The sequence below is a fragment of the Moorena producens PAL-8-15-08-1 genome (genome assembly GCF_001767235.1).
GTDB lineage: Bacteria > Cyanobacteriota > Cyanobacteriia > Cyanobacteriales > Coleofasciculaceae > Moorena > Moorena producens_A.
The window spans coordinates 4,286,208-4,302,816 of the sequence record NZ_CP017599.1 but is presented as its reverse complement, the minus strand read 5'-3'; the positions used below and the strand labels follow the sequence as shown (position 1 = coordinate 4,302,816).

The 16,609-nt window shown below is 43.3% G+C and carries 10 protein-coding genes; 5 read left to right on the top strand and 5 right to left on the bottom strand.

Going from position 1 to position 16,609, the window contains the following annotated elements:
* Positions 1-93: 93 nt before the first annotated feature.
* From BJP34_RS16010 to BJP34_RS48965, 3 genes are all read left to right on the top strand, one after another.
* Positions 94-1,788, top strand: a complete 1,695-nt coding sequence (locus tag BJP34_RS16010) for an interleukin-like EMT inducer domain-containing protein (protein WP_070393200.1) — start codon at positions 94-96, stop codon at positions 1,786-1,788.
* A 921-nt stretch (positions 1,789-2,709) separates the two neighbouring features.
* Positions 2,710-4,872, top strand: a complete 2,163-nt coding sequence (locus tag BJP34_RS16005; RefSeq protein ID WP_070393199.1) for an FkbM family methyltransferase — start codon at positions 2,710-2,712, stop codon at positions 4,870-4,872.
* 25 nt (positions 4,873-4,897) lie between these two features.
* Complete coding sequence (locus tag BJP34_RS48965; protein ID WP_267876587.1) at positions 4,898-5,023, top strand: hypothetical protein; 126 nt, start codon at positions 4,898-4,900, stop codon at positions 5,021-5,023.
* Here the strand turns inward: BJP34_RS48965 and BJP34_RS16000 are convergent.
* From BJP34_RS16000 to BJP34_RS15990, 3 genes are all read right to left on the bottom strand, one after another.
* On the bottom strand, positions 4,988-5,878 hold the full coding sequence (locus tag BJP34_RS16000) for a hypothetical protein (RefSeq protein WP_070393198.1): 891 nt from the start codon (positions 5,876-5,878) through the stop codon (positions 4,988-4,990). The two genes, BJP34_RS48965 and BJP34_RS16000, sit on opposite strands and share 36 nt — an antisense overlap.
* Positions 5,879-5,994: 116 nt before the next feature.
* Complete coding sequence (locus tag BJP34_RS15995) at positions 5,995-11,751, bottom strand: alpha-2-macroglobulin family protein (protein WP_070393197.1); 5,757 nt, start codon at positions 11,749-11,751, stop codon at positions 5,995-5,997.
* A gap of 185 nt (positions 11,752-11,936) precedes the next feature.
* On the bottom strand, positions 11,937-12,392 hold the full coding sequence (locus BJP34_RS15990; protein ID WP_070393196.1) for a DUF6335 family protein: 456 nt from the start codon (positions 12,390-12,392) through the stop codon (positions 11,937-11,939).
* A gap of 100 nt (positions 12,393-12,492) precedes the next feature.
* On the opposite strand from BJP34_RS15990, the gene BJP34_RS15985 reads away from it, so the two are divergent.
* Positions 12,493-13,125, top strand: coding sequence for a Uma2 family endonuclease (locus tag BJP34_RS15985; protein ID WP_070393195.1), 633 nt, complete (start codon positions 12,493-12,495; stop codon positions 13,123-13,125).
* A 238-nt stretch (positions 13,126-13,363) separates the two neighbouring features.
* Here BJP34_RS15985 and BJP34_RS15980 read toward each other — a convergent pair whose 3' ends face one another.
* Both BJP34_RS15980 and BJP34_RS43460 read right to left on the bottom strand, forming a co-directional pair.
* A complete protein-coding gene (locus tag BJP34_RS15980; protein ID WP_070393194.1) occupies positions 13,364-14,908 on the bottom strand; it encodes a pentapeptide repeat-containing protein in 1,545 nt (514 codons plus the stop codon).
* Positions 14,905-15,060, bottom strand: coding sequence for a hypothetical protein (locus BJP34_RS43460; protein ID WP_158517250.1), 156 nt, complete (start codon positions 15,058-15,060; stop codon positions 14,905-14,907). The genes BJP34_RS15980 and BJP34_RS43460 overlap by 4 nt, the downstream gene beginning before the upstream one ends.
* A 462-nt stretch (positions 15,061-15,522) precedes the next feature.
* Here BJP34_RS43460 and BJP34_RS15975 point away from each other — a divergent pair, with 462 nt between their 5' ends.
* Complete coding sequence (locus BJP34_RS15975; RefSeq protein WP_083305206.1) at positions 15,523-16,605, top strand: DNA cytosine methyltransferase; 1,083 nt, start codon at positions 15,523-15,525, stop codon at positions 16,603-16,605.
* Positions 16,606-16,609 lie beyond the last annotated feature (4 nt).

Below are 16,609 nucleotides of genomic sequence, written 5' to 3'. Positions count from 1 at the left end.
CAAAAAAAAATATTTTGTTTGATTGTTGAAAAGTAGCTTTTTGATGATATGATTAAAATCGTCAGTCAAATTAGCTACAACTAATCAAAATTTATGGTACTAAAAACAATTACGGTCAATTCAGGCGGTTACAACTTTTCGGGAGCAGCCTCCGCCGAAATCTTGATGGATGGTCAAGAAATTGGGTTTGGCACATACAAAATCGGCATGAACGTGGCAGTGTTTGATGAGAATACTGGCTTAGTTATCTCTACCCAGAACTTCAATACCACAGTTAAACCCAAGGACGATTTATTTGCTGATTACATCGACAGCTTGCCAACAGGAAGGATAGTCGCAATTGCTGTTTACGGCAATTGCATTCCTGCTGATGGAGGCTTAAGCGACCGAGCCATAGCGGCTTGTAAATCCGTGGGCAGTGCCCAAATAGAATTGGTACAACCTAACTACGCTTGGTCTTTAATTGGTATTAAGAACCAGCCGGGCACTGGCAGCGAATCCTTCACTTGGCCAAATGCTAGTGCGAGCAAAGTCGTAGATATCCCAAGTCCGGGACCTGCTCCAGGAACACCGAAAAAGTTAGAGTTAAAACAGATAGTGTGGCTCAGGAACCTAGACTCTGCATTTGGCAATAGTGGTGTAGCCATCGAAAATGGTACGGCTTTGGTAGGAGCTGATTTAAACTATCTCTACGATCCAGCTCGCGATAATGCTGGCAGTGTTTACGTCCTGAATTTAGACTATGACCAATGGCAACCGCAGCAACAACTCATAGCAGGAGATTTGCTAGCTAGCGACAACTTTGGTCATTCTGTAGCCATCAGTGGGAATACAGCTATTATAGGAGCTAATTTAAAGGATGGCTTTAACGCATATGCCAACACAGATGCTGGTGCTGCCTATATTTTTGAGTTTGAAGGTGACAAGTGGCAGGAAAAGCAAAAATTCGAACCACTAGACTTAGGAAAAGGTGATAATTTCGGCTGGACTGTCGATATCAGTGGGAATTTGGCAATCGCAGGAGCCTATTTGGCTGAAAGGTGGCGCACAAACACCAATGCTGGTGCAGCCTATATTTTCCAATTGAAAAATGAAGAATGGAAACAAATCCAACTCTTGCAACCTCAAGACTTGATTGCTAGTGACTACTTTGGCTACTCAGTGGCAATTAGTGGCAATGTGGCGATCGTGGGAGCTTATATGGCTGAGGCTCCAAGCCAAGCTAATGCTGGTGCAGCTTATATTTTTGCATTGGAAAATGATAAGTGGGTACAAAAGCAGAAGTTGCAGCCTGAAACTCTCAAAGCTAACGATTACTTTGGTTTCTCCGTAGCTATCAGCGGTAAAGAGGTGATCGTAGGGGCATATATGAGTGAAGAAGATGGTGTCATCAATGGTGGAGCAGCTTATGTCTTTGAATTTGATGAAGATTCAGAAGAGTGGAAACAAAAACAAAAATTGAAGCCAAGGGAGCAGCTAACAGCCAACGAGTATTTTGGCTGGTCTGTGGGAATTAGCGGAGATATGGCAGTGGTTGGAGCCCAACGGAGTGATGGGGTTGGTAAAGCTAATGCAGGTGCTGTTTATGTATTCCAAAAAGACAGTAACGGACTGTGGCAACCCAAGCAGAAAGAGCAACCAGCAGATTTGCTAGCTAACGACAACTTTGGTAATAGCGTAGATATTGATGGAAGTCAGGTGATCGTTGGCTCAACGAAACATTTTGTCGCTATTTATGATGTGGTGGTTGAAACCGAATTTCAAACTGAAAATGTCACACCTACTTAAATCTACCTAAGAGACTGTTTGTGAAGTAAGTCTTAAGACAAAATCTAGGGTTGTAGAAGTTATTTAGGGTTGACTTAATCACCTTAAAAAGCTTTAACAACCCTCATATTAGAGATATGAACTGACTTTATCTTTTCTTGACAAACAGTCTCTAACTTAGGTAAATCCACTGCTATTACGGCGGTTTGCATAACTATCAAGTACACAGGATTTTATCCTTCTTCCCTCTTTTCCCCTCTTGGGAGGGGTTAGGGGCTTACAGGGGTAGGTTTTTTACATTAGGGTCAAAAATGGGACTTAACCTCAGCATAGGAAAAGGAAAACAACGAATAAATGATGATTTTTAGCGATGCAGCGCGGTCTTGGGGAGGCAGCGCGGTCTTGGGGGTTCCCCCCGGAGACGAAACCTTAGACAGTTGAGCCTTTATGGTTGGTCGGCTATGCAGAAAAGGGGTAAAACTTATTGATTAAGGCTCAACTGTCTTACGGTAACTTCTAACCATGAGCGACTGCCGTTGGTTTCCCCCATGAGCGACTGCATCAAGACAACGACAAATTAAGTATATTGTCTTATCCCCCACACCCCACACCCCACACCCCACACCCCACACCTGAGGTCTTTGTTAAAAACCTACCCTTATGAGGGGGTTAGGGGTGGGTTCCTGCTCCCTGCTCCCTGCTCCCTAAAAACCTTAGGTGCGCTTGACCTTGGCGAATTAAATTCGCCACGGGTCGCACCTCAGAAATTTGTACCTAATTGAAGTGCAAACCGCCGTATCTTATCATAGTGGAAGTGTCAATCATACCCATTACTGGGTAGACTTATTACTTATTGCCAGATTATTTAAATTTTTAAAAAAGCAGCCGATGCTGCATTTTAGTTTTTGTAAATACGCCAGCGCGAAGTGCTCTAATATTTAGATGAAAGCTACTCTTGACCTTGGAGAATTAAATGTCATTAATAGATTTATTCGTTCTGGAGATGTAGTTTTTGACGTTGGTGCTTATGTCGGTCAGTGGACTGATGAAGTTTGCAAGCAATGCCAGGGCGATCGCCTCCAAATCCATAGTTTTGAACCTCATCCTCAGACTTATCAAAAATTAGTTGGTCATCTTACTCAGGCAATCGCCGTCGGGCAGGTCATCCCCAATAATTTTGCCCTCTCTAACTCAGAAGAAATTCAAACCCTTTACGATTACCCGAATACTCCTTTTCTCAATACTATATATCGTCGTAACTCTGAGAATGAAAAGATATTTAACTTGGGAACACCTCAACAGTTTACGATTTTGCTTACCACTCTTGATGCTTATTGTCAACGGTGGCAAATTAAACGAATTAATTTCCTCAAAATTGATGTTGAAGGGAGTGAGTTGGATGTCTTAAAAGGAGCAACAAAAATGTTGCAGTCTGGCAAAATAGATTATCTCCAATTTGAATATGGGCAAACTTTTCAGGATGCAGGAATTTCTTTGCAGGTTGTTTTTGACTTCCTGAAACAATTTCGCTATTTTCTATTTAAGATTTTGCCCGAACAATTAGATTACAAACCAGAATTTTTGCCTGAAGACGAAGACTGGCAATGGTGTAATTATTTAGCAGTTAATGAGCGGTTTTTGTCTGGAGTTTTAGGCGAGTTTCCTCAAATGCTTGATTTGGCAAAACTTTGTCAGCAAAATTCTATTCAACCCAGGGGGGTAATTCATATCGGTGCTTATGAAGGGGAGGAAATTCAGACATATCGAGAGATGGGAATGGAAAAGATATTGTTTGTAGAAGCTAACCCCCAAGTATTTGATCGCCTCCAAAAAAAGATGGCAGGAATGTCAGAGGTACGAGTTGCTAATTATGCTATTTATAACTGCGATGGTATAGTAGACTTACACATTACTGCCAATGAGCAAAGTAGTTCAATTTTATCTCCAACACATGATAGTGATCAAAGTATTTTTACAAGAGAGATATCTAGGATAGCTGTTGAGGCTAAAACTTTGGATAATTTACTGGCAGAATTGGAACTGTCACCCGAGGATTTTAATCTGCTCAATATTGATATTCAAGGGGCAGAGTTATTGGCCTTACAGGGGGCAAGTAATACTTTGCAATTTGTAGAGGGGATTAATATTGAAGTTAATTATGAGGAAATTTATCAAGGTTGCGCTTTAATTGATGATATTGACAAATTTCTAAATAAAGTAGGCTTTGATCGGGTGGCAACTACGACTCCCTATCACCATTCTTGGGGAGATGCTTTTTACGCGCGACAACCTACAATTACTATGACAAGTCTGGGCAAAAATGGTGGTTTTGCCAATCAGCTGTTCCAATATGGTTTCTTTAAAACCTATGCCAAGGAACATAATTTGCGAGTGGAAACACCAGAATGGATCGGAAAAGAAATTTTTGGATTAGACGATCCACCAATTAGACGATTGCTTCCTATGGTTGCCGAAAATATAGAAAGCAATATGTCAATTTCTGATATTGTCAACTCCCCAGAGGCTTTAAGCAACGTCGATTTTTGGGGATATTTTCAATATCATACTGCTTATTATGCTAAATATCAGGAGTATTGGCGATCGCTATTTCAACCCGTGGGAGAAATTGCAGCAAAAATGCAAATGGCTTGGGAAAATCTGAGCGCAAGAGGTAAGACTGTAGTGGCGATACATATGCGACTGGGAGATTATTTTTATCTCTACCCTGATTGGATCGCACCTTGGGAATGGTATGAGGAGTGGTTGCGGGGTTTCTGGGAGACTTTGGAAGAGCCAATACTTTATGTTGCTAGTGATGATATAGAGATGGTGTTAGGGTGTTTTGCCAAATATCAACCGATAACAGCGAAAGATTTGGGAGTAGAGTTGCCACAGGCGGAGTTTTATCGGGATTTTTATGTATTGAGTCATGCTGATGCTGTAGCCATCTCGAATAGCACTTTCTCCTTTGCTGCTTCTATGCTCAATCAACGGGGGAAATTTTTCTGTCGCCCCCATTTTTCATCCCAGAAGTTGATTCCTTTTGACCCTTGGAATAGTTTGCCATTGTTTAGGTCTAAAACTAGAGAAGCTTGTGGGACTTAAACTAGAAAAGAGGTCAAAAACGAGTATGATCATTAGACCCCCCATGAGCAAGCTACCTCCCTACTCCCTACTCCCTACTCCCTACTCCCTACTCCCTACTCCCTATAACCCAGGACTAAAGTCCCTTATCAAATTGAGAGCTACTATATAAAGTGGGATAATCTAAAAGTCTAGTTCTCTCAAACCCAATTGGCAGTCGATTTAATCGACTTAATTCCTTATCAATGTGATTAATAAAGTACTTCATTTCTATAGGATTGCCATCGATATCTTGACCTGTGACCAAGTAGCTACTTACCTCATTCTTTAGAGATGCATAGTTCAGGTATAACTGTTTGTTATTGACAATACTGTCCTCATACCGGAATAATCCAGGAAGATTTCCAAACAGAATAGCTGATGCTGAAACCACTACGAAGATATTAATCACATAAGGGTGAGTACTATTCCAACCTGATCGAATAATAAAGAGTAAACAAATTCCTGCTACAATCGCTGTACCATAAGTCATTAACTTAGACATATAGTAATTGTTGTAGAAGAATGTCATCATTTTAAAATGCCTTTGGTCTCGCGCTTGAATTTCTTGAATTTGGGCACCAATTCTTTCTTGTTCAAGGGGAGCAGCATCAGGGATGGTCTCAGTATACGCAACTGTTTCTGTTGGAGGTAACAACCACTTTTGGGTTTGGTAGTTACCTAAGGAATAGAGAAAGATAACTCCTACAGTAATCAGTAAAACCAATACAGACGTTATGGCGATATGTCCAATCAGTGGCTTCGACCAAAATTTTGGCTCAGTTAAGCCTATTTTGTTAGTTTCGTTATTTTCGGTTTTGACAACGGTTTCAATGGTTTCATGATTATGAGTTTTTGTCGAATTTCCTTTATCGATGTCGATAGCTGAAGATTTATTGAACTCTAACATTAGCTTGACCTCCAAGGGGCGGACATTCGGTTTTTTATTGGGATTCGGTTTTTGATTCGGATATGGATTTAGCACCATCAACTTTAAAAGGGTATTCAATAAGTATTAATTTGTCAATTTCAGGCAAAGGCATAATGGTAATTAGTAATTAGTAATTAACAATTAATAATTAACAATTTACAATTGACTCATAACTAATCACTAATCACTAACGTAGAGGAAGCCGACCTACCAAATTCTTCTGGGGCATAGTTGAGGTGTGCTTGGGCAGGGGGCCATAAATAGGTTCCTGGTGTAACTGACCGCACCAGATAATGTAAATTATAGACGCCAGCTTCCAATCGATCGGCATAAGCCACAATGCGATCGCGATGAATTTTCTGATAATCGATTTGCCAGCTATCCTGTTGAGCTTGGAAGTAAGGAGTAGCAGTTTGGAAACTAGTATCCACTGCTTCCAACCCAGCTGGTAAATGATCTTCGATCACCACATGATCCACTGGATGATCGCTAATCACCTCAACACCAATATCAAACACTTGTCCCGCTGGTACTGTTAATGGCTCTTTGAGAGCATACAGTCCAATCTTTCGCAACACCTTTTCCTGATTAGCCGGACGTATGGTCTTGTTTACTCGTAATCCATTAAACCGACCAGCTTGATTGCCTTGTAAGCGATAACGATAGCTGGTTAAGTAGTGTAGAGTCCCTGCACCAGATTTTTTGACAATTAGGTCATGGCGACCTCGGGGTAACTTATCCATAGTAACCTGAATCGATTGACTAGGTTTCTGATACCCCTGGAATTGGGCTGAGCCAAGTTTTTTCCCGGCTAGTTGTACCGTTGCTCCAAAGCTGGGGGGTGTAGGCTGTAATCGACTATAGTCTACTAAGGCACTCAAGGCTTGGGCATTATCGTAGCTAGTTTGCCAAGTGCCGTCTCGCCGTAACTCTAATAACCCTTGTAATAGTTTACTGCGAACCTCGGCTGAGCTGTTTTGGGCAATAAATAAACGCAAGGCTTGAGCTTGTGCAGTAGTAGAAGAATCCAGCCAACGCCAGCTTTGGGGTAAGTTTATCCGAGCTGAACGCCCAGTTTGATAGATGCTTTCCTGAAACTGATTGACTAGAGTTTGGGCTTGGCTCCGCCACTGAGGAAACTGTAATAAGTAACGGGCTAATTTAATCTGAGTGACCCGGTCGAAGTTACTGCTCTGTTCATAAAGGTATCCTAGGAAGTCACTGCGGGTCTGACCGAGTTCTGCTAACCCCATCAGTGCTTCTAATCGCACCTTACTCTTACACACTACGCTCTTGCAATAATCATACTGACCAGGATTTGCCAATATTTTCTGCAAGTAGTTCTGGAGACGGCTCACCATCCCAGCATCTACTGATAATCCTGCTGCTTTAGCCCGAGCTAGAGCAGTAGCAGCATAGGGAGACACGAAGGGGTCTGAGGATTTTTGTCCGGGCCATCTGGCCAAGCCACCATCTGGTCGCTGGAGTTTCTGTAACTGTTTGATAGCGTCAGTGCCTTGTTGGCTAGGGTTAAACTCAGCAAAGGTCTGACCATATTGTTTGCCGAGTATTTCCAAATTGGATGCGATCGCTAATTTACTTGCTACCGGTTCTAAGAAGGGTAAGTCTTCGTTATCCAAGACTTGCTTAGCCGGAGCAGTAATCTCAGGAATCAGAGTGCTAGCCAGGGAAATCTCTAACCCTCCGCTGTCAGGTACCACGTTACTAGCTATATTCACTGGGATTTTTACTTGAGTCCTGGTTACTCCCGATTCCACCACTTGCTCAGTAATGTCAACCGGTTTAACAGCTAAAGGTACTTCAAACCCATCCTGATTACCATTGAGCTTAGTCGTAAACTTGACTTTAGCTTTATCCAAGTTATTGGCTACCATCGGAAAACGATAACCACTGGTTCCGGTCTTGGCTGAGGTTTTTTGATTCAGCGTAGGCCCTTTACCATCATCAAACTGAACGGCACCGGTCAGTTGTCCATTAATCTGTAAATCTCCCGTTTGCCCAGTATTATTAATTAGCGATATACCAGCTTTAAAGCGATCGCCTGGACGAGCAAATTGAGGTAATACTGGATTAGCCATCAGCCGCTTGGTGGTGATAAAGGTAGCCTGGCCATTACCAAAGTGTAGGTTGCCATCCGTTGCTACTGCCATCACCCGCCAAGTGGTTAAGTTATCTGGTAGTTTAAAGGTTACCCTGGCTTTACCATTGGTATCTGTTACCAGTGAACCATTGTAGTAGGCTAAGGGTTTGAATTCCGTGCGAATCCGAGTACTAGCTGCGCCAGAAGACCGTCCTCCACCATAGCCCCAGCCTTTGTCCATCATTCGCATCGCTAGCTTTTCTAGCACCACCTTAGGACGGTTATCACTGAAGCGAGTGGAAATATCTTGCTGAGCATACACGGTCTCTACTAAATCCGGTACTTGGTAGCCACTCAGTTGCAAGATAGCTTCATTGACAACCATCACCGTAAACTGTCCCTTTACCGGTTTACCCTTAGCATTTTGCAATGCTAATTCCACGGTTTGCTTAGCACCAGGTTCAATGGACTTAGACTGCAATGTCTCTGTTACCTTGAGATAGTTATCATCCAAGCTGGTATTAAACGGAGCAAAACCAATCCGCACCAGATTTTCTACACTCCCCGGCTCCACTTGGGATAGGGGTTTGCCTTGGCGCACTACTACTGCTTCTACTGCCGCATTCGGTACCATCTCCGGAGTCACTTTGAACTTAATCTCTGGCGCACCCCCTTTAACTTTCACTACTTTGCGATAGAGAGTATTGTTCCGAACTACTGAAAAATACAATTCCCCTTGGGCATAGGGAGATTGAATCAAGGCTGTGGCTGTTTCCCCAGGCTTATAGCTATCCTTGTCTAGTTTGATATCCAGGCGAGAGTTATCATAGCGAGACCCCCAGTACACTGCGTTTCCACCGGTTGCCCAAATTTGCAAGTCTGTTGCTGCTAAGTCATTTTTAGCCTTAGCAAAATTAGCGCGAATTCGATAAGAACCGGATGAGGGGGGAGTGAGCTTAATGGATTTGGGACTACTACCGGAACGGACAGTTACCTCTTTAACGGTTTTGTATTCCACCTGATTCTTTTCTCGCTGACTCCCTGCCAATACCTGGGTGACACTGCTGTATTTCATTTCTTGCAGTTCCAGGCGCACTTGTTGTCCTTTGATTAATTTACCCGTGGGGTCAGTAACAATCACTTCTAGAGGGAATGGTTTTCCAGCATCCGCCACCCAATCCCCTTTTAATCCAATTAGTTTATCGCTAGGTAAAGCTGTAAATGTTTTAGAGTCGGATACCGACAGATTCGAGACATCGGTAACTTGGGAATCTACCCGGTAAGTCATGGGATAGGGCAGGTCTTTCGTCACCGGAATAGTTAGACTACTTTCCCCAGACTCACTTAAGGTTTGATTAGTTTGGAGTACATCACTGGTAACTTGCGGTCTTTCCTGTGGCCAAAACCACTGCTGACCAAAGGAAAACTCTTCCCATCCTTCTGGAGTAAAGTAGACGGGGGTGCGGGTGACATAATAGGCCACCTTGCCCCCATCTACATTTGAACCAAACCAATAATTTCCTTGGACATTAGCGTCCACCTTCTCGCCCATGTTAGCAAATTTTTGAGCAAGGGTAAGGTCAACTTTAAAATTAGGAGGATTAAACTCAGCTACTCGGAAACCACCTGAGATTTCTCTGCCATTGCTTCCCCTGGCCTGAACGGTATAGAAACCTAGGGGTTGATTCTCTTTCAGGGGTAATTCTAGGGAGAAGGTACCAAATTCATTGGTTTTCTTAGTGCCTAAGTCTGTCTTCTTACCATTGGGTTCTACCAGCGTGACCTGATAAGATGCATTTTTGTCTTGGGTGAGGTTATCTTTTTCGAGATAATAGGCTGCTGCGGTGAACCAAGCCTTTTCTCCTGGTTGGTAAAGCTGTCTGTCTGAGAAAATAGTCCCTCGGGATTTAGGTTTGCCATTGTCCCAGTCTGAATAAATCCCGTAGCCATAATACCCACTATATTCATTGGTTCGAGTAAATGCCCAGTCTTTGCCTTCTTTAGCAATTACCAGTAATTGCGGGCCTTTAGTGAAGCGCGTTGCCCCATTCATACATTGCCGAAGAGCCTGGCTGTTTAGGGCAATGGTGCCAGTTCTGTCAGTTTTTGCGATCGCACAGGGTTTTGGTGTGCCTCGATAGGAAGCATTCAGCTCAGACTTATATATCTCTACCGTTGCTGCTGCTGGTGACCCATTGGACAGATGATTGACTTGCACTAAACCGGAATCAGGAAACCATTGCGCAAACACTCCCAAATTAGTCAGCTGCACCATGCCATAATACTTTGGTTCCCACCACTTTTGATTTCCATTCCCATCTTGATAGCGATAGGTTTTGGCTTGCACTCCATAGGCCAACATTCCCGTTCGACCTCCGAGTCGTTTCCTCAGGGAAACCGCGATATTATTGGTTTTATTTTTCTTCCCCGATACCCGGAAACGCTCCCATTGACTTGGGTTCGGTAATAAATCATTGCTCTTGCCACTGGGATAAGCGGAATCTTTATAGACCAAGTCAGTAGGTTGAACAATGCGATAAGCCGCTTTATACTCCGGTTGCGGTAAATTGACCGTAGAAATATTCAACTGTAGGGACTCGGAATTGCGTTTTAGGGTAGAGGGAAAGATATGCAAATCCGAGGGAGCCCAGATATCCCCTGCTAAATCCCCTGTTTGGTATTTAAAGGTTACAGGTTCACCCAAGGTTTGCCCAAATTGGTCAGTGAGATTAGCACCGAGAGTAACGGTATAGGTAATTTCTGGTTCTAATGCCCAAGGATTAAGGTTAACGAATCGATTGCCATCATAAGCTTGCACCAATTTGGGAGCTTCCTTGGGAGCAGGCTCAACGGTAATATGCTCCATGGCGGAAGAGGCCAGCAAACCATTATTAAATTCCAACCGAGCTGCCCCTTTCACAAACCGTCCATAAGCGCCTCCCGCCTCTGGTTGTCCGTAAAAGCTGATTTCCTTATAGGTCAAGGGGTCAAAGGTTTTGACTTGACTAACGAAAGGGGTTTCGGTCGCGATATTGCCGCGAGCGGGACGCACACCAGGGGCAAAGGCTAATTTGTAATCGGTAGCTTTAGTTAGGGGTTGCTTAGGGGTGATCGTATAAATCCATGGCCGCAAGGAGGGGTTAAATTCCTGAGCGGGTTGCCTATACTCATTGGAAACATCTGCTTGTTCCTTAAGGGCTACATCTAGCTTGACACTCTGAGTCTGACCTTTCGGTGTCATGGTCAAGTGCTGGTTTACTGAAGCGAGATCCAATTGGGTATTGGAGGTAAACTGTAACTTAGGCTCGAGAGCAATCGGTTCTGGTTCCGCTTCTGGATTCCGCTGAGTTGCTGGGAGATTGGTTAACTGGATCGGGGCAGTATTGAAAGTCCAAGCTAACTCTTGTTCTAGACTATGATTGTTGAGGTCAGCTAATCCTGCTTTGAGGGTAACTTGGACACGAGTGGCTAGAGGCAGAGCTTGGTCGGCTTGGAATCCTACCATCCGTGGGGTTAAGAAACGAAATTGCCCAGGGATAGGGGGTATGATTTCAAATTTCTGTAATATTTCCCGCTGATTTGGACTTCCTAAGCGTTCAACGGGAATCAGGGGGTCTTTGAAGCGAATCCGAATTTGGGAAAGGGGCTCAGCCATGCCGATGGGACTAATTTGCTCAATCCACTCTGGGATTTGAGGCATCGGTAGGGGAGCAACTGCTGGTAAGGGTTGAAACCCTGACGTTAGTTTAGCGCTATCACAGCTTATTATTCCTAGGATGAGAGATAATCCCAGTAATAACCCTATGGCTGTTTTAATTACCCTACCCATGGCGTGCCTAGATTTTCCTCTTAGAGCTTCCATTTTTGATTAAAGCTCAGATTTTTGAATTTGGCAGGATTGCCCTAAGTTTCGTTAACTCGTCGGGGTAGGGCTGGTGTGGTAGATGATCAGAGCTTTTTGGTGGGCTGAGGATTTATGCGATCGCATGGCTGCCATCCGTTGCCAACAACACCTTACTTCAAGTGTTGGGAATAATCTTCAGAAGATTCAGGGTTGAGCTCCCAGCGGAGGTGGTCACGAACCTCTAACTTGTCCCGAGTTTGCACAGCTTCACCATCCACTGAAGAAATCCCCATGGACTCCAGTAAGTCTTCAGTTACATTTTGGTCAGGAGTGGGCGTTTCTCCTCCAACTGCTTCTTCCCCCACTACTTCAGCCTGATACCAATTGTCATAAATATCGCCACCGGTCACATTGCCACCAGATAGTTTGCTAGTTCTCAATTTCTCCAAGGTGCGTCCCATCCCAGTGTCACGGTCAACCACACCCTCAAAAATCCGGTCAGGGTCTTCTATTCCAGTCAGGTCTGCTAACAAGACTTCTTCTGTATCACGGTTGTCAGCATACCTTTGCTCTTGGTTGAGAATTCCATAAGAGTTTACTACATCGTTTTTCTTGGAATCTGTCATAATCCTTACTCCTGATTAGTGTCATTGTTCGATTCATAAATAATCTCCTTCTACTTAAATTGTACTGCTAAAATAACTATAATTCCAAAGCTCTCTCCCCATGACCATCACTCCCCTAACCCCACCACCAGAACGAATCCAACTCTCTGGTATCAGTTGGCAAACCTATGAAACATTACTTAATGAATTGGAAAACCATCGCCGTTTACGGCTTACCTACAATCGTGGCAACCTAGAAATCATGGCTCCTTCCCCTGAACATGAACTTTATAAAAAAGTGATGGGTCGCTTTGTTGAAACCCTAGCTGAAGAATTAAAAATTAGGATTTATCCTTTAGGGTCAACGACCTTTAAACGTCCAGAAATTAGTGGAGCCGAACCTGATGAATGTTTCTACATTAACAACATAGATGGTGTCAAAGGGAAAAAAAGGCTTGGCCCAGAAGACCCAGGGCCAGATTTAGTTGTTGAAATTGATATTACCAGACGTTCAGATGACCGCTTTGATATCTATTCAAATCTAGGTGTACCTGAAGTCTGGATTTATGATGGTAAATCTTTCACCATTAAGCAACTCGAAAATCAAGACTACGTTGTTGGAAATCAAAGTCTATACTTTCCGAATTTACCACTTTCCGAAATTGCCCAATTTTTAAAACAAGCTGAAACCATGGACTATTTAGAATTGGTGAAAGCTTTTCGGAGTTGGGTGAGAAGCCAAATTTCGCAGTAACGGTCAGTATGAGCAGTATAGCAAAGGGAATAGGGAGTAGGGAGTAGGGAGTAGGGAGTAGGGAACAAAAATGATCACAATTCCTACACGGATGGCTATATTATGCGATCGCTCTTTTTTAATACAGATAAATTATCCGTCGAATTACCAGTTATGTAGATTATGCGATCGCTCTTTTTTAAGACACATAACTGGTAATGTTTCAAGAACTAATTTCAGAGGGTTCACCTGGAAAATTCTAAAAAATTGCTCCTCTTTTAATTAGTTCAAGCTTGGTGGATTCATCAATTCCTACAATATATGCGAATCGGGCATTCTTGACTTTAGCATCACTGAGGTTGGCACTACTGAGATCGGCACCACTGAGGTTTGCACCAGTGAGGTTGGATCCACTGAGGCAGGCACGACTCAGGTTGGCTCCACTGAGCTTGGCACCAAAAAGGCTGTAACGACTTAGGTTGGCACGACTCAGGTTGGCTCCACTGAGGTCGGCATCACTGAGGTTTGCACCACTCACCCTGGCATCACTGAGGTAGGCACCCCGGAGGTTAGCACCCCTGAGGTTGGCAGTAAACAGCTCGGCACTCCGGAGGTTGGTACCCCCCAGGTCTGCACCACTGAGGTTAGCATTTTTCAGGTTGACACCAATTAGGTTGGCACCACTGAGGTTAGCACCACTGAGGTTGACACCACTCAGGTTAAGATTACTGAGGTTAGCACCACTTAGGTTGGCATTACTGAAGTTGGCTCCACTGAGGTTGGCTCCAATTAGGTTGGCTCCAATTAGGTTGGCTCCAATCAGGTTGGCTCCAATTAGCTTGGCTCCACTAAGATTGGCACGAATCAGGTTGGCACGAATCAAGTTGACACCACAGAGGTTAGCATCACTTAGGTTGGGGCGAATCAAGTTAGCACGAATTAGGTCGGCACCACTGAGGTCCGCACCACTCAAGTCCGCATCACTGAGGTCCGCACCACTCAAGTCCGCATCACTGAGGTCCGTACCACTCAGGTCGGCACGAATCAGATTAGCACCACTGAGCTTCGTATTACTGAGGTCCGTATCACTGAGGTTCGCACCCCTCAAATCTCGACCCACAGCTCCACCCGTGGCAATCTCTTTAACTAAACGCCATTTATGATCAAGCTTGCTATTTTCTTCATCATCTGACCTTTCGTTCAAAATTTGAATCTCTTTAACAGGAAAACCACTTAATTGTTTTAGGTCTTCTGATTTTATCCGAGCTTCAAGCCCTTCGATAGCTTCTTGAGACCCCTCTAGGATTAAGCGGCTTGGTTTAATATCAATAATGTTGATCGTGTATCCTGAAGATTGTTGTAAAATAGATTCAATCAGTTTTGAAGGTTGAACTGAATTTATATCTCCTTCTAAAACCAGAACAGCTTTAAGTGTTTGACTTTGTCTCTGGATTAAAGTCTGTTGGTGGCTCAGGGATTGACTTGGCTCCACACCCTGCACCGGCTCTGAGCTACTGCCATCATTTTTGTTTAGCTGTTCTGATGCTTGTTCTTCTGCTATTCCCGCAATTTCTTTCCAGTCTAGATTCAATCCCTGGCATATGCGTTTAAATAAATCAAGCTGAATGGGCTCTGATTTAAAAAATCTTGTAACTGTATAGTGACTTATCCCTTGTGACTTGGGGAAGTTACTTTTTAACTCAAACCCTAGCTTATCAAAAGCTTTTTTCGCTGTTTCGATACCTTTTGAAGAGGGGGCGATAGTTAGTTTTTTAGTTTTATTACCCTGGCTAAACTCTGTCATAGTCTTGCTGATTTAGCATAACTATAGCATTTTAAGTTTAGATGTAAATATAAGATTGATGGGAACAGGGAACAGGGAACAGGGAACAGGGAACAGTAGTCAAGATATCCGATAATTTTTTGGTGTTCTAATAAATCAGCATTGGTTTTCATGATCTATTTATAAATGGTATATAGCATCAGAAGTATTAAACAGGGAATAGGCAATAGGGAATAGGCAATAGGGAATAGGCAATGTACCAATTTGGCATAGTAAAATCAGCCGATACCGTTAAACTAAAATTATTACAAATATAGCGTTGATCATAGTTATGAGGTACAGTAAATTTTCTTAGGGATACTCCCTACTCCCTGCTCCCTACTCCCTGCTCCCTACTCCCTAAAACCAATAACGAAAGTACCTGAAGCAATTGAGGCTATATAATATGTACCAATTTGGCATAACAAAACCAGCTTATACCCTTAAACTAAAATTAGTCCAAATATAGCCGTGATCATAGTTATGAGGTACAGTAAATTTTATTACCCCTACTCCCTACTCCCTACTCCCTACTCCCTGCTCCCTGCTGCAAATAAAAACGCTATAGCTAATAGAGAAAAGCGGCTCGCTAACTGATGAATGATTCCAAAAACGCCATCGATATATTTGCAGGGGCAGGTGGCCTTTCTCTAGGTTTCCATATGGCTGGGTGGCAGATCACCACAGCAATAGAAATTGATAAATCTGCTGTTTCCACTTATCGAGAAAACTTTCCTAGCGCTAATGTTATTCGCTCCGATGTTAGAGCCTTAGACTTTACTCAATTTCAAGGTATTGACCTAGTAGTAGGGTCACCACCTTGTCAACCTTTCTCTGTCCTAAACCAAGACCCAAATAAACAGTTATCCGAAGCCAACAATAAAGATTTAGTTCCAGAATTCATTCGAGCAGTCAGGGAGATTCGACCCAAGGCATTTTTAATGGAAACTATGCGTGGGTTGCAAAGCTCTAAAAATTTTAACTATTATCAATGGATTATTCAGCAGTTTCAAGCTCTGGATTATTCAGTTTATGTAGAGCTTTTAGAAGCAGCATCCTATGGAATTCCTCAGTATCGTGAACGTCTATTTTTGGTCGGTTTAGCCACAAAAACCGATTTTACGTTTCCCCTAAAAACCCATGGTTTAGGGACATCTAATTCCTATATTTCATCAGGTTCAGCCTTAACTGATGTTCCCGACTATGAGCCGAATAGCACTAACGTTTCCTATGCCAATAAACCCGTGATTCGTCCTACCCCTTGGACAGGAACCCTAGTCAAGGGTGGGGGAAAACCCATCAATTTCGATGCACCAAGTCCTACCATTACCGCTACTATGGGAGGTTACCGAACCCACATTATTGACCCTGAAGGTGTTTTACTGGTGTATCATCGTCATTTAATGAATGGGGGAAAACCCAGATCAGGAACAATTGAAGGGGTAAGACGGCTGACGGTAAGGGAATCAGCTAGACTCCAATCCTTTCCTGATCATTTTGTATTCAAAGGTTCTAAAACATCACGATACAGACAGGTTGGTAATGCTGTACCACCACGGTTAGCCAAAGCAGTTGGAGAAGCAATCCATCAAGCCATCTTCCCCTCTGAGGTATCAACGACAAAAGACTTTCAATCCTATTTTGATCAGCTTTGCGACACATTGCACCTGCGGCTGTAGGGAA

Coding starts and splice junctions, on each gene's coding strand:
- BJP34_RS15985 (WP_070393195.1), top strand. CDS start 12,493: ATGACCATCACTCCCCTAACCCCACCACCAGAACGAATCCAACTCTCT.
- BJP34_RS16010 (WP_070393200.1), top strand. CDS start 94: ATGGTACTAAAAACAATTACGGTCAATTCAGGCGGTTACAACTTTTCG.
- BJP34_RS15975 (WP_083305206.1), top strand. CDS start 15,523: ATGAATGATTCCAAAAACGCCATCGATATATTTGCAGGGGCAGGTGGC.
- BJP34_RS15990 (WP_070393196.1), bottom strand. CDS start 12,392: ATGACAGATTCCAAGAAAAACGATGTAGTAAACTCTTATGGAATTCTC.
- BJP34_RS16005 (WP_070393199.1), top strand. CDS start 2,710: ATGAAAGCTACTCTTGACCTTGGAGAATTAAATGTCATTAATAGATTT.
- BJP34_RS43460 (WP_158517250.1), bottom strand. CDS start 15,060: ATGAAAACCAATGCTGATTTATTAGAACACCAAAAAATTATCGGATAT.
- BJP34_RS48965 (WP_267876587.1), top strand. CDS start 4,898: ATGATCATTAGACCCCCCATGAGCAAGCTACCTCCCTACTCCCTACTC.
- BJP34_RS16000 (WP_070393198.1), bottom strand. CDS start 5,878: ATGGTGCTAAATCCATATCCGAATCAAAAACCGAATCCCAATAAAAAA.
- BJP34_RS15980 (WP_070393194.1), bottom strand. CDS start 14,908: ATGACAGAGTTTAGCCAGGGTAATAAAACTAAAAAACTAACTATCGCC.
- BJP34_RS15995 (WP_070393197.1), bottom strand. CDS start 11,751: ATGGGTAGGGTAATTAAAACAGCCATAGGGTTATTACTGGGATTATCT.